The 22,631-nt window shown below is 65.8% G+C and carries 21 protein-coding genes; 10 read left to right on the top strand and 11 right to left on the bottom strand.

Going from position 1 to position 22,631, the window contains the following annotated elements:
- Position 1: 1 nt before the first annotated feature.
- Positions 2 to 622: a GTP cyclohydrolase II gene (gene ribA / locus AB0N05_RS03675; RefSeq protein WP_364687104.1), complete on the bottom strand. Its 621-nt coding sequence runs from the start codon at positions 620 to 622 to the stop codon at positions 2 to 4.
- A gap of 60 nt (positions 623 to 682) precedes the next feature.
- A complete protein-coding gene (locus AB0N05_RS03680; RefSeq protein ID WP_364687106.1) occupies positions 683 to 1,063 on the bottom strand; it encodes a MerR family transcriptional regulator in 381 nt (126 codons plus the stop codon).
- Between the two features lie 45 nt (positions 1,064 to 1,108).
- Between AB0N05_RS03680 and AB0N05_RS03685 the strand changes: the two genes are divergently transcribed.
- From AB0N05_RS03685 to AB0N05_RS03700, 4 genes are all read left to right on the top strand, one after another.
- The gene (locus tag AB0N05_RS03685; RefSeq protein ID WP_364687108.1) at positions 1,109 to 1,888 is read left to right on the top strand and encodes an alpha/beta hydrolase; all 780 of its coding nucleotides are present in this window, start codon (positions 1,109 to 1,111) and stop codon (positions 1,886 to 1,888) included.
- Between the two features lie 58 nt (positions 1,889 to 1,946).
- On the top strand, positions 1,947 to 2,423 hold the full coding sequence (locus AB0N05_RS03690) for a carboxymuconolactone decarboxylase family protein (RefSeq protein ID WP_364687110.1): 477 nt from the start codon (positions 1,947 to 1,949) through the stop codon (positions 2,421 to 2,423).
- A gap of 3 nt (positions 2,424 to 2,426) precedes the next feature.
- Positions 2,427 to 2,738 carry a GNAT family N-acetyltransferase gene (locus tag AB0N05_RS03695; protein WP_364687112.1) on the top strand — a complete coding sequence of 104 codons (312 nt, stop codon included), beginning with the start codon at positions 2,427 to 2,429 and terminating at the stop codon, positions 2,736 to 2,738.
- Positions 2,739 to 2,811: 73 nt separating this feature from the next.
- The gene (locus AB0N05_RS03700) at positions 2,812 to 3,798 is read left to right on the top strand and encodes a pirin family protein (protein ID WP_364687114.1); all 987 of its coding nucleotides are present in this window, start codon (positions 2,812 to 2,814) and stop codon (positions 3,796 to 3,798) included.
- Between the two features lie 66 nt (positions 3,799 to 3,864).
- Here AB0N05_RS03700 and AB0N05_RS03705 read toward each other — a convergent pair whose 3' ends face one another.
- A complete protein-coding gene (locus AB0N05_RS03705; protein ID WP_364687116.1) occupies positions 3,865 to 4,704 on the bottom strand; it encodes a helix-turn-helix transcriptional regulator in 840 nt (279 codons plus the stop codon).
- A 123-nt stretch (positions 4,705 to 4,827) separates the two neighbouring features.
- On the opposite strand from AB0N05_RS03705, the gene AB0N05_RS03710 reads away from it, so the two are divergent.
- From AB0N05_RS03710 to AB0N05_RS03720, 3 genes are all read left to right on the top strand, one after another.
- The gene (locus tag AB0N05_RS03710; RefSeq protein WP_364687118.1) at positions 4,828 to 5,352 is read left to right on the top strand and encodes a hypothetical protein; all 525 of its coding nucleotides are present in this window, start codon (positions 4,828 to 4,830) and stop codon (positions 5,350 to 5,352) included.
- A gap of 21 nt (positions 5,353 to 5,373) precedes the next feature.
- Positions 5,374 to 6,216, top strand: coding sequence for a DUF4097 family beta strand repeat-containing protein (locus AB0N05_RS03715; protein ID WP_364687120.1), 843 nt, complete (start codon positions 5,374 to 5,376; stop codon positions 6,214 to 6,216).
- 79 nt (positions 6,217 to 6,295) lie between these two features.
- Positions 6,296 to 7,303, top strand: a complete 1,008-nt coding sequence (locus tag AB0N05_RS03720) for an aldo/keto reductase (protein WP_364687122.1) — start codon at positions 6,296 to 6,298, stop codon at positions 7,301 to 7,303.
- A 72-nt stretch (positions 7,304 to 7,375) separates the two neighbouring features.
- On the opposite strand, the gene AB0N05_RS03725 is transcribed toward AB0N05_RS03720, so the two are convergent.
- The 3 genes from AB0N05_RS03725 to AB0N05_RS03735 form a co-directional block, all read right to left on the bottom strand.
- Complete coding sequence (locus AB0N05_RS03725; RefSeq protein ID WP_364687124.1) at positions 7,376 to 7,846, bottom strand: PaaI family thioesterase; 471 nt, start codon at positions 7,844 to 7,846, stop codon at positions 7,376 to 7,378.
- A gap of 112 nt (positions 7,847 to 7,958) precedes the next feature.
- A complete protein-coding gene (mqo, locus tag AB0N05_RS03730) occupies positions 7,959 to 9,482 on the bottom strand; it encodes a malate dehydrogenase (quinone) (RefSeq protein ID WP_364687126.1) in 1,524 nt (507 codons plus the stop codon).
- A 76-nt stretch (positions 9,483 to 9,558) separates the two neighbouring features.
- Positions 9,559 to 10,077 (bottom strand): hypothetical protein, encoded by a 519-nt coding sequence (locus AB0N05_RS03735; protein ID WP_364687128.1) that lies wholly within the window; start codon positions 10,075 to 10,077, stop codon positions 9,559 to 9,561.
- Between the two features lie 142 nt (positions 10,078 to 10,219).
- On the opposite strand from AB0N05_RS03735, the gene AB0N05_RS03740 reads away from it, so the two are divergent.
- Positions 10,220 to 10,915 (top strand): TetR/AcrR family transcriptional regulator C-terminal domain-containing protein, encoded by a 696-nt coding sequence (locus AB0N05_RS03740; RefSeq protein ID WP_364687130.1) that lies wholly within the window; start codon positions 10,220 to 10,222, stop codon positions 10,913 to 10,915.
- 7 nt (positions 10,916 to 10,922) lie between these two features.
- Here AB0N05_RS03740 and AB0N05_RS03745 read toward each other — a convergent pair whose 3' ends face one another.
- Positions 10,923 to 11,453: a CGNR zinc finger domain-containing protein gene (locus tag AB0N05_RS03745; RefSeq protein ID WP_364687132.1), complete on the bottom strand. Its 531-nt coding sequence runs from the start codon at positions 11,451 to 11,453 to the stop codon at positions 10,923 to 10,925.
- A 39-nt stretch (positions 11,454 to 11,492) separates the two neighbouring features.
- Between AB0N05_RS03745 and AB0N05_RS03750 the strand changes: the two genes are divergently transcribed.
- Positions 11,493 to 12,422 carry a DMT family transporter gene (locus AB0N05_RS03750; RefSeq protein ID WP_364687134.1) on the top strand — a complete coding sequence of 310 codons (930 nt, stop codon included), beginning with the start codon at positions 11,493 to 11,495 and terminating at the stop codon, positions 12,420 to 12,422.
- A 96-nt stretch (positions 12,423 to 12,518) separates the two neighbouring features.
- Complete coding sequence (locus tag AB0N05_RS03755; protein WP_364687136.1) at positions 12,519 to 13,205, top strand: hypothetical protein; 687 nt, start codon at positions 12,519 to 12,521, stop codon at positions 13,203 to 13,205.
- Between the two features lie 79 nt (positions 13,206 to 13,284).
- Here AB0N05_RS03755 and AB0N05_RS03760 read toward each other — a convergent pair whose 3' ends face one another.
- The 4 genes from AB0N05_RS03760 to AB0N05_RS03775 all read right to left on the bottom strand — a co-directional run bounded on the left by AB0N05_RS03760 (position 13,285) and on the right by AB0N05_RS03775 (position 22,624).
- Positions 13,285 to 13,728 carry a hypothetical protein gene (locus tag AB0N05_RS03760; protein ID WP_364687138.1) on the bottom strand — a complete coding sequence of 148 codons (444 nt, stop codon included), beginning with the start codon at positions 13,726 to 13,728 and terminating at the stop codon, positions 13,285 to 13,287.
- Positions 13,729 to 13,883: 155 nt separating this feature from the next.
- On the bottom strand, positions 13,884 to 17,837 hold the full coding sequence (locus AB0N05_RS03765) for a DNA-directed RNA polymerase subunit beta' (RefSeq protein ID WP_364687140.1): 3,954 nt from the start codon (positions 17,835 to 17,837) through the stop codon (positions 13,884 to 13,886).
- Positions 17,838 to 17,936: 99 nt separating this feature from the next.
- Positions 17,937 to 21,422 (bottom strand): DNA-directed RNA polymerase subunit beta, encoded by a 3,486-nt coding sequence (locus AB0N05_RS03770; protein ID WP_364687142.1) that lies wholly within the window; start codon positions 21,420 to 21,422, stop codon positions 17,937 to 17,939.
- Between the two features lie 497 nt (positions 21,423 to 21,919).
- Complete coding sequence (locus tag AB0N05_RS03775) at positions 21,920 to 22,624, bottom strand: hypothetical protein (RefSeq protein ID WP_364687144.1); 705 nt, start codon at positions 22,622 to 22,624, stop codon at positions 21,920 to 21,922.
- Positions 22,625 to 22,631: the final 7 nt, after the last annotated feature.

Here is a 22,631-nt window from a genome sequence, read left to right on the forward strand (position 1 = left end):
CTCAGCCCGCGAGGCTGATGGTGTGGCCGGTGTGCTCGGCCTTTGCCCGCAGGTAGCGCAGGTTCGACGGGGTGGCGTGCACATGGGTGGGAAGGGTGTCGCGGACCGTGATGCCGAGGGTCGTGAGCTGCTGTCCCTTGTCGGGGTTATTGGTGAGCAGATCCAGTTCGGCGATGCCGAGGGCGGCCAGCATCTGGGCCGCGGCGGTGTAGTCGCGGGCGTGCTCGGGCAGGCCGAGGGCGGCATTGGCCTCGTAGGTGTCCAGGCCCGCGTCCTGGAGCGCGTAGGCGTCGAGCTTGTTGTAGAGGCCGATATCGCGGCCTTCCTGGCGCAGGTAGAGCAGCACGCCGCCCGCCTCGGTGATGCGTTCGGCGGCCTCGCGCAGCTGCGGGCCGCAATCGCAGCGGGCGGAACCGAATACGTCGCCGGTCAGGCATTCCGAATGCAGGCGCACCAGTGGCGTCGCACCGGGTTCACCGAGCAGGAGCGCGACATGTTCACGCCCATCGGCCAATCCGTCGAAGGTGACCGCCTCGGCGGTGGTCGAATAGCCGTCGCCGAAGGTCAGCGGAATCCGCACGCGGGTGCGGATGGTGGCCGCGACGGCCGAAATGCTGCTCATGTACTGCTCCTGGATTCCAGGGACCATTCCGATCAATGGTGAACAGCGGCGACCCGGTGGTTATGCCCTGGCATCGAACGGGTTGGACAGAACGGCGTCCTGCTGCCGAGCCAGCAGGGTGCGGCGGCGGGTGAGATCGGCGATCTGATCGTCCAGACGGGAGAGGCCGCCCTGCACGATCTCCCGCGAATGATCGCAGTGCTGGAAGCCGGAATCCGTTGCGCACGGGAGCAATTCCCGAATATCCCGGGTGGGCAGACCGGCATCCAGGAGCTCGCGGATGCGGATGACGCGGGCGGGCGCGGAGTCGGCGTAGACGCGGTAGTCGTTCGAATCGCGATGCGAGACAAGCAGTTCCTGCTCCTCGTAGTAACGCAGCAGGCGGGGCGGGACTCCGGTGGCTGCGGACAGTTCACCGATCAGCACTGTGACCTCCCGCACACGATGTTGACCTTCACATCCATGTGAATCCCTAACGTCCGGGCCATGACGAACATTTCTTCCCACCGGATTTCGCTCACCACCCAGGTCACCGGATCCGGACCCGCGATCGTGCTGGCACACGGTGCGGGCGGCACCATCGAAGCCAATTTCGGCGGACTGATCCCGCTGCTGGCCCGCGACCACACGGTGATCGGCTCGGACTACCCGGCCGATGACACTCCCCTGGATGTGGACGGTCTCGCCGATGCGCTCGTCGCCGAGGCCGTGGCCGCCGGAGCCGAGACCTTCACCATCATCGCCTTCTCGCTCGGCACCACGGCGGCCATTCGCGCGGCGGTGAAGTATCCCGAGCGGGTGCGCGGGCTGGTGCTCGCGGGCGGTTTCGCGAAGATCGACAATCGGGGGCGGCTGAATATCGAGATGTGGCAGCGCATGCTGGCGGCCGGTGATCGGGAGTCGTTCGCACGCGTGGTGCTCTTGGGCGGGTTCAGTGCCGATTTCGTGAATTCGATTCCGGAGGAACAGCTTCCGGGGCTGCTCGCGCAGACCGCCACGAACATTCCGGGCGGCACCGCCGCGCAGGCGGCCCTGGTCGCCACCGTGGATGTGCGGGCGGATCTGGCACTGGTCGCGGCGCCCACCCTGGTGGTCGGCATGACCGGTGACCTGCTGATCGATCCGGCCAATGCACGGGAGCAGGCGGCCGGAATCCCCGGGGCCGAATACGTGGAACTGCCGGGCGGTCACGTCGTCATGGTCGAGCAGGCGCAGGCGTGGCAGGCGACGGTCTCGGAGTTCCTGGAGCGGCACCCGGCCGCGTAATTCAACAGACCGGAGGGCACGGTTCAACTTTCCGGCTTACGATGCCTCCACTATGCAGGTGTCCGTAGCTCATGATCGGGTCTGGCTGGATAAGCAGACGCCCGAGGTTTTCCACGCGCTCAACAGTGTGGCGCTGGCTATTCGCAGTGCCGCCGCCGCAGTCGATCTGGGGCGGGCGGTGATGGAACTGGTGAACGTGCGCGTCTCGCAGCTCAATGGCTGCGCCTACTGCCTCGACCTGCACACCCGGTCCGCTCGCGAAGCCGGAGTAACCGAACAGCAACTCGATGTGCTGGACGCGTGGCGACGCAGCCCGTACCTGTACACCGAACAGCAGCAAGCCGCCCTCATTCTCTCCGAAACCGTCACCGAGCTGCCGGATGAGGAAAAGATGGCGCGTGAGTATGCTGCTGCGCGGCAATATTTGTCGGATGACCAGATGTCCGTACTCATCTGGGCCGCAACCACAATCGGCGCATTCAACCGCGTGTCGATTCTGAGCAAACATCCGGTGCGGGTACGGAAGGGGAACTGAACAATGAGCGAACAGGCTGTGGCGGCCGCCGTCGTCCGTAATGACGCGCAACACCGTTACGAGGTGTGGTACGGCAACTCGCTCGCCGGGTTCACCGAATATCGTGAGCGGGACGACGACACTATTTTCATCCATACCGAAGTGGACGCCGCCTTCGGTGGCAAGGGGCTCGGCAATACCCTCGCCCACGAGGCCATCGAGGACGTCATCAAGAGCGGAAGGGTTATCGTGCCGCGCTGCCCGTTCATCAAGTCCTGGCTGGACAAGCATCCGGAGTACGACGAGCACGTGGTCGGCAAGGGCATCAGGCGGTGAGGGAGCGCAGCGAGCGAACCACAGGCACAGCGTGCGTCGCGCATGCCGGAGCCGAGCGCAGCGAGGTGGAGGCATGAGTGACCTGGAGCTGAAGCCGGACGAGGCGCTGTGCGAACCGTCCGGAAAGCCCGGGCCGCGTGCGGAATTCTTTCCCTCGCGTGAGGTGCCGCTGGGCGGCGTGCGCGGCGTGACCGTGTTCCGGTCACTGCCGCAGCGGGATCTGCCGACCGTCGGCGCGTGGTGCTTCCTGGACAATTTCGGGTCCGGATCCGCCGCGAAGCCGGAGGGGCACGATATCGACCCGCATCCGCACATCGGATTACAAACGGTCACTTGGCCTTTGGACGGGCGCATCCGGCACCGCGACAGCGTCGGCTCGGATGTGGAGATCCTGCCCGGGCAGCTCAACATCATGACCTCCGGACGCGGCATCGCACACTCCGAATACCGGGTGCCGGGTCGTGAGTCCGGTGCGGGACTCCAGCTGTGGATTGCGCTGCCCGGCGACAAGGCCGCCGTGGCACCGCATTTCGAGCAGCACCGCGACCTGCCGGAGTTCGAACTGCCGGGACTGCACGGCATCGTGCTGATCGGCTCGCTCGGCGACGCCACCTCACCGGCCATGGCCTACACCCCGATCGTCGGCGCGGACCTCCGCCTCGACGCGGACACCACGGCCGCGCTGCCACTGAACCCGGACTTCGAGCACGCACTGCTGGTCATCGAGGGCGCGCTCGACGCCGACGGCACGAAGGTCGAACCCGGCAGCCTGTTCTACCTCGGCAGCGGACGGAACCAACTGCCGCTCAGCAGCATTCACGGCGCGCACGTTCTGCTCATCGGCGGCGAGCCCTATCGGGAAGAGCTCGTGATGTGGTGGAACTTCGTGGCGCGCAGCCACGAAGAGATCGAGGCCGCCCGAAACGACTGGGAGAACCTCGATCTCGGCCGCTTCCCGGATATCGCGGGCCACACCCCGGATCAGCGCATCCCGGCACCACCGCTACCACCACTGCACCTGAAGCCGCGCAAGCGCCGCTGCGGCGTGCCGCACGACTGAATTGGCTTCAGGTGCAAAGCTTCCGGCCCCGGACCTATTGGTCCGGGGCCGAAAACGTTTCCAGGGTCAGCGAGTGGTCATCGTCTGTGTGCCGATGACGCGCAGCAACTCCAGCTTCTCCTGGGTGTCGGTGCCCGCCCTGGGGTAATAGACCAGGACCTGGCGGGTGGCGCTCGGAGTGAACAGTGGTTCGCAGACCAGATCGAGCACGCCGACCTCGGGATGGATCATGTGCTTCGTATGGCCGTCCCCGGTGCCCACCTCGTGCTCGTCCCAGAGGCGCTGGAATTCCGGGCTCGCCTCCCGCAGCCGGGCCACCAGTTCGGTGACATCCGCATCACCGGCACGGCGGGCGGCGGTGGCGCGCAGATCGGCTACATGCTTGTGGCTCATATGTTCTCGATCCGCCTCGGGAAAGCGGTCGCGCCCGCCGGGGTTGGTGAACCACAGCCACGGGACGCACCGATCCAGGCCCCGGGCTTGTGAGAAGTCCCCGGACAGCAGGATGTGCATGCGGTTCTGGACCAGGACTTCACCGAGATCGGAGATGACACAGGCGGGAGTGTCGTCCAGTTTGGCCAGCACGTGCAGGATGCCCGGCCCCACATGGGTGTCGCCGCCCCGGGCGGGCGGCTGCTGCCCGGCGAGGTGATACAGGTGGTCGCGTTCGCTGTCGGTGAGCCGCAGTGCCCGGGCCAGCGAACCCAGCACCTGGGTGGACGGGCGCGGGCCGCGGGCCTGTTCCAGCCGCGTGTAGTAGTCGGTCGACATGCCCGCGAGCAGCGCCACCTCGTCGCGGCGCAGCCCGGGCGTGCGGCGGCGCGCACCGGGGGCCAGTCCGACGGCGGCGGGCTGTAGGCCCTCCCGGCGGCGGCGGAGAAAATCTGCGAGTTCGTCGCGGTTCACTCCCCTACTGTCCCCTGACCCAGCCGCCTTATCCAGGTACCGGCTATCCCCCTCAGTGTCCGGCCGATGCCGGTGAGCCACTATGGCCTTGCACCTGAGCCATAATGGTGCCACTCTTGAGCCATGGAACTCACGCCATTCATCGACAACCTTCGCCGCGAGGTCGCCCTGGCCGCCGCGGCGGGTGGCGAGGACACCCAGGCGCTGGCCGAGTGGCTGCTCGCACCGCTCGAATCGGCCATTCGGCTGGCCATGCTCGAGGCGCTGTCCAGCGCCGCCGACGAGATCACGCGTGAACTCGCGCCGGGCTCGGTGCAGGTGCGGCTGCGCGGCCGCGACCCCGAGTTCGTCGTGCTGCCCGCGAACAGCGACGCCGAATCCCTACCCGCCCCGGCGACAGCGGTCTCGACGTCTTCGGCGATCGCGCTGCCGGAGGGCGATGACGGCGCGACCTCACGAATCAACCTGCGCCTGCCCGATCAGCTCAAGGCACGGATCGAAGGCGCGGCCTCCGCCGAGCGGCTCTCGGTCAACGCCTGGCTGGTCCGGGCCGCCGCCGTGGCGCTCGAACCGGCACCGGCCCGCCCGGCACCGGCGCGGCGCGAAAACAGCAGTGCGGGACAGCATTTCACCGGCTGGGTGCGCTGACACAACCAAGGAGAATCCATCATGCCCAAGTTCGAAACCCCCAAGCCGATCGTGCTCACCCTGGGGTTGCTCGTCGGCTCCGTCGACGTCGTCGCGAGCGACCGCGCAGATACGGTCGTCGAGGTCCGTCCCAGCGACAAGTCCAAGGACCGCGATGTGCGCTCCGCCGAAAAGGTGAAGGTCGAATATGCGAACGGCCAGTTGCTGATCAAGTCGTCCGAGAAGTGGAAGGGCCTGTTCGGTCGTCCGGGCTCCATCGATGTCACGGTGGAACTGCCGACGCGTTCGCAGGTGCGCGGCACCGTGGAATTCGGCACCGTGGCCTGCGACGGCATTCTCGGCGACGCCGACCTCAAGACCACGGGCTCGATTCGCCTCGACCAGGTCGGGGCATTGAAGGTGATGACGGGCGGCGGCGATGTCACCGTCGGCCACGCCACCGGCACCACCACGGTCACCACGGCGACCGGTGAGGTGCGCATCGGCGAGACCGACGCCACCACGGTGGTGACCAGCTCCAACGGCAGCATCTGGATCGGCGAACTGACCGGAGAATTGCGCGCCAAACTGGCCAATGGCGGCCTGTCCGTCGACCGGGTCGCCGCCGATCTCACCGTGACCTCCGCCAATGGCAGCCTGCGGATCGGCGAGTTGTCCCGGGGCTCGGTGACATTCAAGACCTCGGTGGGCGGCATCGATATCGGCATTCGCGAGGGCACCGCGACCTGGCTCGATATGTATTCCGCGGCGGGCCGGGTGAACAATCGGCTCGACGTGACCGGCGAACCGAACGGTGCGGACGCGGACACCGCAAAGGTGTACGCCCGGACCCAGTTCGGCGACATCACCATTCGGAGGGCGTGACACCCGCATCCAGGGATCGGCGATCCCTGGATGAACGCTCCTCTCCCGGCATCCTCCGTGGCGGCGCAAGGTAATCGGTATGACAAAGAACCTCGACACCGTCCAGCTCGGCCAGACCGGGCCCCGCGTCTCCCGCATCGGCCTCGGCGCGATGGGCATGTCCGGCGTGTACGGCGCGGCCGACGAAACCGCTTCCCTCGCAACCATTCACGATGCCCTCGACTCCGGGGCGAATCTGATCGACACCGGCGACTTCTACGGCGCGGGCCACAATGAAATGCTCATCGGCCGCGCCATCGCCGACCGCAAGCGCGAGGACCTGCTGCTCAGCGTGAAGTTCGGCGCGCTGCGCGGACCCGACGGCGGCTTCGGCGGCGTCGACACCCGGCCCGAGGCCATGCGCAACTTCCTCACCTACTCGATGCAACGGCTCGGTGTGGATTACATCGACATCTACCGGCCCGCCCGCCTCGACCCGAATGTGCCCATCGAGGAGACCGTGGGCGCGATCGCCGACATGGTGAAGGCCGGGTACGTGCGGCACATCGGCCTCTCCGAGGTGGGCGCGGAGACCCTGCGCCGCGCCGCCGCGGTACATCCGATCGCCGATCTCCAGATCGAGTACTCGCTCATCTCGCGCGGTATCGAAGCCGAAATCCTGCCCACCGCACGCGAACTCGGCATCGGCATCACCGCCTACGGCGTGCTGTCCCGCGGCCTGCTCAGCGATTCGATGCGCGGCGGCCAGCAGTTCGCGCTCACCGACTTCCGGGCGCACTCCCCGCGCTTCCAGGGCGAAAACCTCACCGCCAACCTGCGATTGGTGGATGCCCTCGCCGCCATCGCGGCCACGCATGACGTGACCGTCGCCCAACTCGCCATCGCCTGGGCCCTGTCCCGCGGCGCGGACATCGTCCCGATCATCGGCGCACGCCGCCCGGAACGCTGGGCCGAAGCCGCAGCCGCGGTGGACATCCAACTGTCCGAATCCGAACTGGCCGCCATCGAGGCCGCCGTCCCCGCCGACCAGGTCGCCGGAGACCGCTACGCCACAGCCCAAATGGCCATGCTCGACAGCGAACGCTGACCTTTCAAGATCAAGGAGCTGTGGTGGCGGATTTTCGAGAAGAATCACGCCACCACAGCTCCTTGATCTTGATTACTGCCTTCGGGGGCGGATTACTGCGGTGAATGCTGCTGAGGCGACGGCTTTTCCGGTGGCGTCCGTGATGGTTACCGGGACCTCGAGTTCGATTTCGACTCGGGCTTCGATGTCGGCGCGGGTTTGGGCGATGGTGTCGGCGGTCAGTTCCGAGGTGGCGAGGAAGGGTCCGGCTTCACCCTTGGCTCGGGCCAGGTAGGTGATGCGGCCGTCCCGAGCGACGATGAAGGTCTGGCCCATCAGGTCGACTATGCCGGAGATGGATGCGCCCATGGCGGCGGTTTCGGCCAGGCCGAAGAGTAAGGCGGCGTGGACGTCGCCATTGTGGTTGAGGTGCTCGGGGCGGGGAGCCATGCTGACGACATTGCGGCCGCTGGCGTATTCGACCGCTTCGATGCCGGTGAATTGGATGAAGCCCAGCTTCTTGAAGCCCTCCATCACCAGATCACCCATAGTGGCGCTGTCCATCGCATCTCCCTGTCGAACACCTGCGCTGCCGGGGCAGCTGAATTGAAACGTGTTCTAATTTCATACCGGGAGTGCGAGGGGCTTGTCTACGGCATCTTCCTGCCAGAACCCGTCAGGCCTCGTGATCTGGTGGCAACGGCGCGGCCAGGCCGAGGACTTCGGCGGTGCGCAGCATGGTCTGGCGGGCCAGGCGCGGGTCATGCGCCAGGCTGACGCCGAGCGTGGGGATCAGCTCGCGAAGCCGCGGAGCCCAGTAGGGACGATAGCGCGGGAAGCAGCGGTCCAGCACATCCAGCAGAATGGCGGGGGCGGTGGAGGCTCCCGGCGAAGCGCCCAGCACCGCGGCGATCGAACCATCGTGCGCGGCAACCACTTCGGTGCCGAATTGCAGCGCACCGCGGCCCTCGGCATCGCGCTTGACCACCTGGGCGCGCTGGCCCGCGGTGATCATCGTCCAGTCGGCCGGATCGGCGGCCGGGGCGAATTCACGCAGCAGCGCCAACTTCTTCTTCCGGGTGCTCGCCACCTGAGAGGCGAGCAGCCACACCAGTCCGAGATTGCCGCCGAGCATGCCGGTCAGCGGGCCAAGGTTGTGCGGGCGCAGCGAGGCGACGGCATCCAGCATCGAACCGTGCTTCAGGAATTTCGGATTCGCGCCCGGATACGGTCCGAACAGGATGGCGCGGCGGCCGTCCACGATGCGAGTATCCAAGTGCGGCATGGAAATCGGCGGTGCACCCTCCGGGGCCTTGCCGTACACCTTGGCCTCGTGCCGGTCCACGATCTCCGGATTGTCGCAGCGCAGGAAGCGGCCGCTCACGGGCAGCAGGCCGAAACCGCGCGCCTCCGGAATACCGGCCTTCTGCAACATCTTCAGCGCGTAACCGCCCGCGCCCGCGAAGACGAAACGGGCATCCACGAGGTGGGTGAAGCGGTCCCGGTCGGTGTAGTGGTGCACCTTCAGTTTCCAGGTGCCGTCATTGCTGCGGCTCAATCCGACGACCTCATTGCGGCGGTACACCGTCACGCCCGCGGATTTCAGGTAGTGGAACATCTGGGCGGTGAGCTCACCGAAATCGATATCGCTGCCGGTGATATCGCGGGTGGCGGCAATGGGTTCGGTGCTCTCGCGGGATTGCGTGAGCAGCGGGGCCCAGTCGCCGATGACCTTCGGATCGTCGCTGAATCGCATGGACGTGAACAGCGGGTGCGCGGACATGGCTTCCTGCCTGCGCCGCAGGAACTTCACGTCGTCCGACCCCTGCACCAGCGTCATATGCGGCATGGGATTGATGAAAGTTTCCGGCTTGCCGAGAACTCCGGCCTCCACCAGCGCGGCCCACAGTTGGCGGCTCTGCTGGAACTGCTCATTGACGGTGACGGCCTTCTCGAAATCGATGGAGCCGTCGGGGTTCTCGCTCGTGTAATTGAGTTCACATAATCCGGCGTGCCCGGTCCCGGCATTGTGCCAGGCCGCCGAGGCCTCCTGCGCGACCTCCGGCAGGCGCTCGAACACCGCGATCGACCAGGTGGGTTCCACATGCTTGAGCAGGATGGCGAGCGTGGCGCTCATGACCCCGCCCCCGATCAGAACCACGTCATACGGACGCAGGGGCGCTTGCGTTCTCGAACTCATTACCGGGAGACCCCTCATCGAACTCGTACAGCCAACGGGCACGCTAACACCGCATCGGCGAGCCCACCATTCGCCGTCAGGCGAAGATCAGGCTCAGAATGCCCGCGATGGCACCCGCGAAAACCAGCGCGTTGCGAATGTTCTGGAGCGTCCAGGTCCAGGCCGGGAAGCCGTCCTCGGCGGCCTTGATCAGCACGGGAACGTCGATGCGGGCCAGTTCCGGATCGTTCTTCCGACCGAAGGCCGCCTGCACCGACTGCACTGCGGTCAGGTTGCTGTAGACGATGATCGAATTTGCCAGCAAGAGCGCGACCATGACGACCCAGTTCACCGGGCGCATCCAGTCGAAGCTGGCCAGGTTCAAGCCCGCCATGAGTACCAGCAGGGCGGCCATACCGCCCGGTGCCCACCATTCGTGGCCGCTGGCATCGAAGCGCATGCCGTTCTCGCGCAGGGCGGTGGTGCGCACGCCTTGGCGGGCCAGTTCGGCTTCGGCGGTGGCCATGGCGGCGGTGCCGTAGCGATTGCGAACGATCGGCATGCTCACGAAAGCAGCGGCGGCGATGAGTTCGGCGGTGGCGATGATGACGTTCATGGTGACTCTCCCTGATTCTGGTCCGCCCTGCGGCGGTCCGACTTGAACTTTGTAAAAGCGAAGCTACCCGTCCATTTGAACTTAGTGCAAGAGATTTCTTGAACTTTGTGAAAGTGGCTGGTGAGCGCCTACTGTGAGGCGCATGGCCCGCGACACCCTCACCCGCGAACAGATCGTCCGCACCGCCATCGAGCTCCTCGACGAGGAGGGCCTGGACGGACTGAACATGCGCAGCCTCGGCAAACGCCTCGACTCCGCGGCCACGGCCATGTACTGGCACGTCAAGAACAAGGACAATCTGGTCCGGCTCGCGACCGACGAGGTGTGGGGGGAGATCGCGCTCCCCGATGTGGACGCCCAGGAATGGCGTGCGGCGGCCCAGTCCATGACCGGCAGCATGTACGCGATGATCACCCGGCATCCCTGGGTTGTGCAGGCGCAGGCCGGGTATCTGCTCTACGGCCCCAACAAGTCCCGGCACGACGACCGGATGCTGGAAGTCTTCGAGAAGGCCGGATTCGACGACGACCAGGCCGATCAGGCCACCGCCACCGTCTTCATGTTCGTACTCGGCAATGCCGTCGGCGCGGCGGCCGACGTCTCACTCAAACGTCGGCTCGGGCGCAATGACCGCGATCCGGAAGCGCAGCTCTCCGAGGCGATTTCGGAGGCCACCGAGGTGGCCATGCACTATCCGCGACTGCGGTCCCGCATCGAGCGCGCCGCCGGGACCGACTACAACGCCGCACCGGAGAGCAGCTTCGAATTCGGGCTCACGACCCTGCTCGACGGACTTCGGGATCGGCTCGCGGAGCGAAATACGGTGCGCGCCGACTAGTTCGGCGTCACCGCTGCCGCGCGCGGTAGGCCGCCACCGCATTGCGATTGCCGCAGGCGGTGCTGCAATAGCGGCGGGAACGGTTGCGGGACAGGTCCAGAACGATGCCCTCGCAGGTGTCGTCGGCACAGACCGCGAGGCGGCTCATTTCGTCGGCGCGAATGACGTCGATCATGGCCATGGCGGTCTCGACGGCAATGCGGACGGGCAGCGGAGCCTCATAGGCCACCGCGTGGATGTGGTAGTCGAGATCGTCGTGGCGGACCAGTTGGGGCACGGCGCGGTGGGTGGTCAGGATGTTGTTCACCAGGTCCACGGCGGTGTCGCGGTCGGCGGTGAGAAGTGCGCGCATGGGGGCGCGCTGGGCGCGGACGGCCGCCAGTTCGGCGGTGTCGCCGGTCCGGTCGCCGGTGTAGCCGTGCTTGACGAAAAAGTCTTTCAGCTGGGCTGTTTCGGTCATCGTGTCCGGCGGTTCGGCCGAGTTCACCAGCTCTACGGCCGCGGCCAGGGCCGCGACGGTGTCATGAGCAAAAACCATATTGACATATTACATATTCGATCCTTACCGTCATTAGTCATGACGGTGTTGACTCATGACAAGGCGATAGGCGACCGGCTGCGATCAGGGTTGCTCTGCGCCGCCCTGTCGGCATCGGCATTCGGACTCTCCGGACCACTGGCCCGGGGATTGATCAATGCGGGGTGGAGCCCCGCGGCCGCGGTGATCGTGCGCGTACTCCTGGGCGCGGCGGTGCTGCTGCCCATCGCCCTCAGACAATTGCAAGCCGACTGGAATCTCTTGCGGCGCAATGCCGGTCTGCTGGCGGGCTACGGCCTGCTCGCGGTCGCGGGCGCGCAGCTGTCCTACTTCAATGCGGTCCAGCACATGACCGTGGGCGTGGCGCTGCTCATCGAATACACCGCGCCCATTGCCGTCGTCGGCTGGCTGTGGCTGCACCACAGTCAGAAACCCAATCGCATCACGGTGCTCGGCGCGATCATCGGCGTGGCCGGGCTGGTCCTGGTGCTCGACCTGACCTCCGGGGTCAGCACCAGCTGGATCGGCATGGCCTGGGCATTCGCCGCAATGGTCGGCGCGGCAGGGTATTTCATTCTCTCCGCGCACGGCGGCGATGCCGTGCCCGGCACGGTGCTGGCCACCGGCGGCCTGCTCATCGGCGGACTGGGCATCCTGATCGCCGGGCTGCTCGGCGTCGTGCCGCTGCACGCCACCATGAATACCGTTGCGTTCCACGGCTTCTCGGTGGCCTGGTGGGTGCCGCTGCTGGCGCTCGGCGTGGTGACGGCCGCCGTCTCCTACGTCTCCGGCATTGCCGCGACCCGTCTGCTCGGCTCCCGGCTGGCCTCCTTCGCGGCCCTGTCCGAGGTGCTGGCGGCCATCGTGTTCTCCTGGGCGCTACTGGGCGAGACCCCGCATGCCATCCAATTGCTCGGCGGGGCACTGATTCTCACCGGAGTCGTGGTGGTGCGGCTCGGTGAGCCGTGAACTGACCCAGTTGCGCCGCCGACTTCCTATCTCGGTTTGATAACGGTACGGTTTGTCGCAATACCGGGGGACCGACCGCAACGCGAGAGAACCGATATGGGTATCAGCAAAACCATTGCGCCACTGCTCCTCTGCCTGACCGCCGTCGCCACCGCGGGCACCGCCGCCGCCGATCCGGCGGCTCCCGCGCAGCCCGCACTCCAGGTGCGGGGCACCGACCACAATGTCGGCTATCAGGTCGCGCTCACCGACGACAAGCGCGCCACCGTCACCAATCTGCAAGCCGGTCGCTTCCTGGCGACCTGGGACGGCGAAGCCATTGTCGTCACCGCTGATTCGGGCATCTCCATCGCCACCGTCCCGCTGAAGTACGACATCGCGGGCAAGACCCTCGAACTCACCCCGAAGATCGAGAACGACCACCGCACCCTCACCCTCACCCCCGTCGCCGAATCCCCTGCCGCACTGCGCGATATCGACGCCCAGCAGCGCTTCTTCGACGTGGTCCAGGCCAATATGGATGGCGTGCTCACCGGCGCGGCCATCGGCGGCGGGATCGGCTTCCTGCTCGGCTTCCCGGCCGGGCTGTTCGTGGTCGACTTCATCACCGTCCCGATCACCACCGTCATCGGCGGCCTGATCGGCGGAGCCATCGGCCTGCAGCAGTCCGGCGGCCAGGCGGCGGTGGACGCCGCCCTCGCCTACGCCGACTCCCTGGTCCCCGGAGCCTCGCAAGCGGGACGCCCGCTGTTCGACGCACTCCCCGCACCGCAAGGGAATTGACCACTCGCACAACGACACTCGCCCCCGCTTCCTACGAAGCGGGGGCGATTTCGTGTGTGCGGGGACTGCTCGAGGGCGGCTACTCCACGAACGTCGCGCCGTCGATCGCCATGCTGTTGTCGGTGTAATACCAGTCGCCGTTCATCTCGGTCGCGAGATCGAATCGGAGGACATGGCCCGCGCCCGGACCAGTCGTGATCTGCCAGAGCGTATTCGGATATCCGGTCACGGTGCTGACGCTGCCGTCGGACCATTCGAAGGTTCCCGAGGTCACGGAACCGAAACCCAGCCAAGGCAATTCGGCGCGGAAACGCCCGGACGTGATACCCGGCAGCAGCGAGCTGGTGCAGTCCCACAGGTCGCCCTTGCGGCGCACGCTCTGCCCGGCGCTTCCGGTTCCGGCCATTCGCTCACCGGTGAGCACGCTCCCCTTGTGACACCCGCCGAATCCACTGTCCACGGGAGCCGCCGCCCCCGGAACGGTCGCGACCGTGGAGGCTGCCGCGCCGCAGAGCATCGCCACGAATACACCGTGGCGAACAGAGCGGCAAACAGACCCGAGCCGAGGAGCTGTCATAGCAGCAGACTACCGCGCGGTATCGCGACCATGGCCCGGAATGCACTCGGCCCCCGCTCCGGATCGGAGCGGGGGCCGAGTGTTGTTGGCTACCTAGCGGTTCAGCGGTAGTCGCTGAAGCCGTAGTCGTCCAGCGGCACCGCGGCACCGGTGGAGGTGCCGAAGCCGTCCGGGCTGTAGTAGCTGTCGTCGTAGGACGGGACAGCGTACGCGGCCTGGCGCGCCTCTTCGGTCGGCTGAACCTGGATGTTCCGGTAACGGTTGATGCCGGTACCGGCCGGGATCAGCTTGCCGATGATCACGTTCTCCTTCAAGCCGATCAGCTTGTCGGAGCGGCAGTTGATGGCGGCGTCGGTGAGCACGCGGGTGGTCTCCTGGAAGGAGGCCGCCGAGAGCCACGAATCCGTCGCCAGCGATGCCTTGGTGATACCCATCAGGACCGGGCGGCCCGAGGCCGGCTCGGCCGCCTCGGCGACCACGCGACGGTTCGAGGACTCGAACTCGGCGCGCTCCACCAGGGAGCCGGGCAGGAACTCGGTGGCACCCGAATCGATGATGGTGACGCGACGCAGCATCTGGCGGACGATCACCTCGATGTGCTTGTCGTGGATGGACACACCCTGCGAGCGGTACACCTCCTGGACCTCGTGGACCAGGTGGATCTGCACCTGACGCGGGCCCATCACGCGGAGCACCTCGTGCGGATCGGCAGAGCCCTCGAGCAGCTGCTGACCGACCTCGACGTGGTCACCGTCGGCGAGCAGACGCTCGGAGCCGTCCTCGTGCTTGAAGACACGCAGACGCTGACGCTTCGACAGCTTGTCGTAGACCACTTCGTCCGAACCGTCGTCCGGAATGATCGTGATCTTGTAGAAGCGGTCGTCGTCCTCCATGCGGACCCGGCCCGACACCTCGGCGATGGGTGCCTTGCCCTTGGGCACACGAGCCTCGAAAAGCTCCTGCACTCGGGGCAGACCACCCGTGATGTCGTCACCCGCGACACCACCCTGGTGGAAGGTACGCATGGTCAGCTGGGTACCGGGCTCACCGATGGACTGCGCGGCGACGATACCGACGGCCTCACCGATGTCGACCAGCTTGCCGGTCGCCATCGAGCGGCCGTAGCAGGTCGCACACACGCCGGTGCCGGTGGTGCAGGTCAGCACGGAGCGGACCTTCACCTCGGTGATACCGGCCTCGAGCAGCGCATCCAGAGCCGGGTCGCCGAGATCGTGACCCTTCGCGATGATGACGTTGCCCTTGGCGTCCAGCGCGTCGGTGGCCAGCGTACGAGCGTAGGTGCTGGTCTCCACGTGGGCGTCACGGATGAGCGAGCCGTCGGCCTGCTTCTCCGCGATCGGCACCACGATGCCGCGCTCGGTGCCACAGTCGGTCTCGCGCACGATGACGTCCTGCGACACGTCCACCAGACGACGGGTCAGGTAACCCGAGTCGGCGGTACGAAGCGCGGTGTCGGCCAGACCCTTACGGGCACCGTGCGTATTGATGAAGTACTCGAGAACGGTCAGGCCCTCACGGAACGAGGACTTGATCGGCCGCGGGATGAATTCACCCTTCGGGTTGGTAACCAGGCCCTTCATACCCGCGAGGGTACGAGTCTGGGTGAAGTTACCGGTCGCGCCCGAGTCGACGATCGTGATGATCGGGTTGTCGGCCGGGTAGTGCGCACGCAGCGCCGTACCGACCTCTTCGGTCGCTTCCTGCCAGATCTTGACCAGGGCGTTGTTGCGCTCCTGGTGGTCCAAAGCACCGCGCTGGTACTTCTTCTCGATCTGATCGGCGAGCGCCTCGTAGCGCTCCATGATCTCCGGCTTCTCCGGCGGAACGAGCACGTCCGACATGGCGACGGTGACACCGGAGCGAGTGGCCCAGTAGAAGCCCGCGTCCTTCAGCTTGTCGACGGTCTGCGCCACGACAATCATCGGATAACGCTCGGCGAGATCATTGATGATCGCCGCCTGACGCTTCTTCGGCATCGACTCATCGATGAACGCGTAGTCCGCCGGGAGCAGCTCGTTGAAGATGACCCGGCCGAGCGTGGTCTTGGCAGTCCACGCATCGCCGCGACGCCAGCCTTCGGGGAACAGCTCGGCCTCGATGTCCTTCGACGGACGCTGTTCGGTCAGGCGGACCTTGATCATCGAGCGCACGGTCAGATCGCCACGGTCGACGGCCATCTGCGCCTCGGCGGGCGAGGAGTAGACGCCGAACTCGGCCGCGTCCTTGGCGGCGGGCTTGTACTCGCCGACCGCGCCCTCGTTCAGGCGAGTCAGGTAGTACAGACCGGTCACCATGTCCAGACGCGGCATGGCGAGCGGACGACCCGAGGCCGGCGACAGGATGTTGTTCGAGGACAGCATCAGGATGCGGGCCTCGGCCTGCGCCTCCGCGGACAGCGGAAGGTGCACGGCCATCTGGTCACCGTCGAAGTCGGCGTTGAACGCCTCACACACGAGCGGGTGCAGCTGGATGGCCTTACCTTCGACCAGCAGCGGCTCGAAGGCCTGGATACCCAGGCGGTGCAGGGTGGGCGCACGGTTCAGCAGCACCGGGTGCTCGGAGATGACCTCTTCGAGGACGTCCCACACCTGAGCGCGCTGACGCTCGACCATCCGCTTGGCGGACTTGATGTTCTGCGCGTGGTTGAGATCCACCAGACGCTTCATGACGAACGGCTTGAACAGCTCGAGCGCCATCAGCTTGGGCAGACCACACTGGTGCAGCTTGAGCTGCGGACCGACCACGATGACCGAACGGCCCGAGTAGTCGACACGCTTGCCCAAGAGGTTCTGACGGAAACGACCCTGCTTGCCCTTGAGCAGATCGCTCAGGGACTTCAGCGGGCGGTTACCCGGACCGGTGACCGGACGGCCACGACGGCCGTTGTCGAACAGCGCGTCCACCGACTCCTGAAGCATGCGCTTCTCGTTGTTCACGATGATCTCGGGCGCACCCAGATCGATCAGTCGCTTCAAACGGTTGTTGCGGTTGATAACGCGGCGGTACAGGTCGTTCAGGTCGGAGGTCGCGAAGCGGCCACCGTCCAGCTGCACCATCGGGCGCAGCTCCGGCGGGATCACCGGGACAGCGTCCAGCACCATGCCCATGGGCGAGTTGCCGTTCATCTGGAACGCGGCGACAACCTTCAGACGCTTCAGCGCGCGAAGCTTCTTCTGGCCCTTGCCCGAGCGAATGGTCTCGCGCAGGTTCTCGGCCTCGGCCGGGATGTCGAAGGTCTCCATGAGCTTCTGGATCGCCTCGGCACCCATCGCACCGGTGAAGTACTCGCCGTAGCGGTCCTGCAGCTCGCGGTAGATGATCTCGTCGATGATCAGCTGCTTCTTGGCCAGCTTGACGAAGGTGGTCCAGATCTCGTCGAGACGATCCAGCTCACGCTGGGCGCGGTCGCGCAGCTGACGCATTTCGCGCTCGCCGCCGTCCTTCACCTTGCGGCGGACGTCGGACTTGGCGCCCTCGGCCTCCAGCTCGGCGATATCGGCTTCCAGCTTCTGGGCGCGCGCCTCGAGGTCGGCGTCGCGCTGGTCGGCGACCTGCTTCTTCTCGACCTCCATCTCGGCCTCGAGGGTGGACAGCTCGTTGTGACGGAGCTCGTCGTCCACCGAGGTGATGACGTAGGCGGCGAAGTAGATGATCTTCTCGAGATCCTTCGGCGCCAGGTCCAGCAGGTAGCCCAGGCGCGAAGGCACGCCCTTGAAGTACCAGATGTGGGTGACCGGAGCGGCCAGCTCGATATGGCCCATCCGCTCACGACGCACCTTGGCGCGAGTGACCTCGACGCCACAGCGCTCGCAGATGATGCCCTTGAAGCGGACACGCTTGTACTTACCGCAGTAGCACTCCCAGTCCCGGGTGGGACCGAAGATCTTCTCGCAGAACAAGCCATCCTTCTCCGGCTTGAGCGTGCGGTAGTTGATGGTCTCCGGCTTCTTCACCTCACCGAAAGACCAGTTTCTGATGTCTTCAGCGGAGGCCAGGCCGATCCGGAGTTCATCGAAGAAGTTGACGTCTAGCACGTAACTTCCTTTCCCCTGTTCGGGTTGAGTATGAGCAAAAGTTCGCTAAATCCGTTGCCTGGGAGCGCTTCTCGCGAGGCGCTCCCAGACCGATCGCTCTTACTGCGCCAGGTCGTCGACCGTCGCAGCCTCGTTGCGGGACAGGTTGATACCCAGGTTCGCCGCGGCGCGCTCCAGGTCCTCGTCGTCACCGTCGCGCATTTCGATCGCGGCACCGTCCGAGGACAGCACCTCGACGTTCAGGCACAGCGACTGGAGTTCCTTGAGCAGAACCTTGAACGACTCCGGGATACCGGGCTCCGGAATGTTCTCGCCCTTGACGATCGCCTCGTACACCTTCACGCGGCCGACCACGTCATCGGACTTGATGGTGAGGAGCTCCTGCAGGGTGTACGCAGCGCCGTAGGCCTGCATGGCCCAGCACTCCATTTCACCGAATCGCTGACCACCGAACTGCGCCTTACCACCCAGCGGCTGCTGCGTGATCATCGAGTACGGACCGGTCGAACGCGCGTGGATCTTGTCGTCGACCAGGTGGTGCAGCTTCAGGATGTACATGTAACCGACCGAGACCGGGTACGGGAACGGCTCGCCGGAGCGGCCGTCGAGCAGCACCGCCTTGCCGTTGTCGTCGATCATCTTCTCGCCGTCGCGGTTCGGAATCGTCGAACCGAGCAGGCCGGTCAGCTCTTCCTCGCGCGCACCGTCGAACACCGGGGTGGCGATATTCGTGTCGCCGGGCTGGCCCAGCATCTCCTCGGGCAGGTTCTTCGCCCACTCGGGAGAGCCTTCGACCTGCCAACCGGTCTTGGCGATGTAACCCAGATGGGTTTCCAGCACCTGACCGATGTTCATACGACGCGGCACACCGTGGGTGTTCAGGATGATGTCGACGGGGGTGCCGTCGGGCAGGAACGGCATGTCCTCCTGCGGGAGGATCTTGCCGATGACACCCTTGTTGCCGTGGCGGCCGGCGAGCTTGTCGCCGTCCTGGATCTTGCGCTTCTGCGCAACGTAAACGCGCACAAGCTCGTTCACACCGGGGGGCAGATCGTCGTCGTCATCGCGCGAGAACACGCGGACGCCGATGACCTTGCCGGACTCACCGTGGGGCACCTTGAGCGAGGTGTCGCGAACTTCGCGAGCCTTCTCACCGAAGATGGCGCGCAGCAGGCGCTCTTCGGGGGTCAGCTCGGTCTCGCCCTTCGGGGTGACCTTGCCGACCAGGATGTCGCCGTCACGAACCTCGGCGCCGATGCGCACGATGCCGCGCTCATCCAGATCCGCCAGGACCTCATCGGAGACGTTCGGGATGTCCCGGGTGATCTCCTCCGCGCCCAGCTTGGTGTCGCGCGCGTCGATCTCGTGCTCCTCGATGTGGATCGAGGTGAGGACGTCGTCCTCGACGAGACGCTGCGACAGGATGATCGCGTCCTCGTAGTTGTGGCCTTCCCACGGCATGATCGCCACGAGCAGGTTCTTGCCGAGCGCCATCTCACCGTTCTGGGTGCACGGACCGTCGGCGAGGACATGCCCGGACTCCACGCGCATGCCCTCGTCCACGATCGGACGCTGGTTGGCGCAGGTGCCCTGGTTGGAGCGCTCGAACTTGCGCATGCGGTACGAGCGGCGGGTGCCGTCGTCGTGCATGACGGTGATGAAGTCGGCCGAAACCTCTTCCACCACACCGGCCTTCTGGTTCACGACCACGTCGCCGGCGTCGACCGCGGCACGCAGCTCCATACCGGTGCCGACCAGCGGCGCCTCGGAACGGACCAGCGGCACGGCCTGACGCTGCATGTTCGCGCCCATCAGGGCACGGTTGGCGTCGTCGTGCTCGAGGAACGGAATCATGGCGGTCGCGACCGACACCATCTGGCGCGGCGAGACGTCCATGTAGTCGACCTCGTCGGCCGTGACGTATTCCATCTCCTCATTGCCCTTGCGAGCGAGGACCTTCGGCTCGAGGAAGTTGCCGTCCGCGTCGACCGGCGAGTTCGCCTGGGCGCGGATGTGGCGGTCCTCTTCATCGGCGGTGAGGTACTTGACCTCGTCCGTGACGCGACCGTTCGCGACCTTGCGGTACGGGGTCTCGATGAAACCGAACGGGTTGACCCGCGCGTAGACCGAGAGCGAACCGATCAGGCCGATGTTCGGGCCTTCCGGGGTCTCGATCGGGCACATGCGGCCGTAGTGCGACGGGTGAACGTCTCGGACTTCCAGGCCGGCGCGCTCACGGGACAGACCACCCGGGCCCAGCGCCGACAGGCGGCGCTTGTGGGTCAGACCCGAGAGCGGGTTGTTCTGGTCCATGAACTGCGACAGCTGCGAAGTTCCGAAGAACTCCTTGATCGCGGCCACGACGGGACGGATGTTGATCAGGGTCTGCGGCGTGATCGCCTCGACGTCCTGAGTCGTCATGCGCTCACGCACAACGCGTTCCATACGGGAGAGGCCGACCCGGATCTGGTTCTGGATCAGCTCGCCCACGGTGCGCAGACGACGGTTGCCGAAGTGGTCGATGTCATCGACGCCGACGGGAACTTCCTGGCCGCCGGGGGCGGTCATGTTCCGGTCGCCCTGGTGCAGGCGCACCAGGTACTCGATGGTGGCGACGATGTCCTCGCGGGTCAGCGTCGAGCCGATGACCGGCTTGTCCAGGTTCAGGCCCAGCTTCTTGTTGATCTTGTAGCGACCAACGCGCGCCAGGTCATAGCGCTTGTCCTTGAAGAACAGGTTCTCCAGCAGGGTCTGCGCGGACTCCTTGGTCGGCGGCTCGCCCGGACGCAGCTTGCGGTAGATGTCCAGCAGCGCCTCGTCCTGACCCGGAGTGCTGTCCTTCTCCAGGGTGGACATCATGATCTCCGAGAAGCCGAAGCGCTCGGTGATCTCCTCGGCGGTCAGGCCCAGGGCCTTCAGCAGCACGGTGACCGGCTGCCGGCGCTTGCGGTCGATGCGCACACCGACGGTGTCGCGCTTGTCGACGTCGAACTCCAGCCACGCGCCACGCGAGGGGATGACACGCACGGAGTGCAGCGTCTTCTCGGTGGACTTGTCGATGGAATCATCGAAATACACACCCGGCGAACGGACCAGCTGCGAGACGACCACGCGCTCGGTGCCGTTGATGATGAACGTGCCCTTGTCGGTCATCATCGGGAAATCACCCATGAAGACCGTCTGAGACTTGATCTCACCGGTGTTGTTGTTGATGAACTCCGCGGTGACGAAGAGCGGCGCCGCGTAGGTCATGTCCTTGTCCTTGCACTCCTCGATGGAGGCCTTGACCTCTTCGAAGCGCGGGTCGGAGAAGGACAGGGACATGGAACCCGAGAAGTCCTCGATCGGCGAAAGCTCTTCGAGCACCTCCTCGAGGCCACCCACCGGATTGACGTCGCCGCGCGATGTCGCGAGCTCCCGCCAGTTCGGTGAACCGATCAGCCAGTTGAAAGAGTCGGTTTGTAGATCGAGAAGACCCGGGACCTCGAGAGGCTCCCTGATCTTCGCGAAAGACACCCGCTTCGGGGCTCCGGGGATACCGGCCTTGGTCTGGGTGGAGACTGCCAAGATGCGTCCTTCCAGCACCTCACGCGCGTCGCGTGGTGGTCCGCGACCGTCGCTTGTCTGCTACGAATTCCGCTGGTTACAGCCCGAACGAAACCCGAACAGCAAGCAGCGGAAGTAACACCGGAAGGGTGAACTTTCGTGATGCGATCAAGGTATGGACAGGAGGCAGCCAGCGCAACGTCCAAAACTACACCCAAACCTACGGGGGTGTCAAAGTACCACCCGTGGTGATCCCTCGCGGGCTAACGCGCCGAAGCGTGTCCGTGACGATGTTTACACCGTCCGCCGACTGCCAACACCGTCTGCCGACCGGCTCCTGGTGTCCGCTGGCTGCGTTCCGAAGGGGCCGCATCGGCGTCTGATCCCCTGTGACAGCCGCCGTTGTTGTGAATAGCGTGACGGGTCGGACGAAAGTCGTCAAGTGGCGGCACGAGTTGACAATTGCGAGATCCCCTGCCCCAGTACAAGATCACCGATATGACTGGCCGTTCGCACAGCTAACGGCCGGTCGCGGGTCACTTATCGGCGATCTCCGAGGCCAGCCAGCGGCCGTCGATCTTCTGCATCCGAAGCAGGATCGGACCCGAAACCAGGGGCTCGGGCTTGTTGTCCTTCACCGTGGCGACACTCAGATTGATCAAGAGCTCGGCCCGGTCGCTGGTAAGTAGCGTCACGCCGACCGGATCGGTGGTCACCTTGGTATCGGTCTGGGTCTGCTTGATGCTGTCGATCGTGGTCTGGATGTTCTTCTCGAGGTCCTTGCGCATCTGCTCGGTGAGCACGGTGCCGACCTCGGACTTCCACTTGTCGACATCCTTGGCCTGGAAGCCGTAGAGGGTGGACAGCGCGTGGTTCGCGGCCGCCTTCACCTCATCGGTGGCCTTGTTGTCGACGTAGGCCTGATTGGAGACGTCGACGCCCGGGCGGAAGGCCGCCATCAGCGCGAACAGGCCCAGCAGGACGGCGGCGACACCGCAGAGGATCGCCGTGCGCCAGGTCTGCCAGAGACCGACCCTGCGGGCGGGCGCGGACTTGCCCTGTGGCGCGGGCTTCTTGGCGAGGCTGGGGCCACGCTGGGCGGTCTTGCCGGGGCGCGGGGTGGCGCGGGTGGCGGTCTCGTCGGAGCGGACGTCCTCGGCCGAGCGGCGGGAGCCGGACGCGCGCTGGGCGGCCGGGCGGCGCTGCGGGGTGACCCGATTGACGGGGCGTTTGCTTGCCATGGTCACT

Origin of the sequence: Nocardia sp. NPDC051030 (assembly GCF_040683015.1) — a bacterium.
In the GTDB taxonomy this organism is placed as follows: Bacteria; Actinomycetota; Actinomycetes; order Mycobacteriales; family Mycobacteriaceae; genus Nocardia.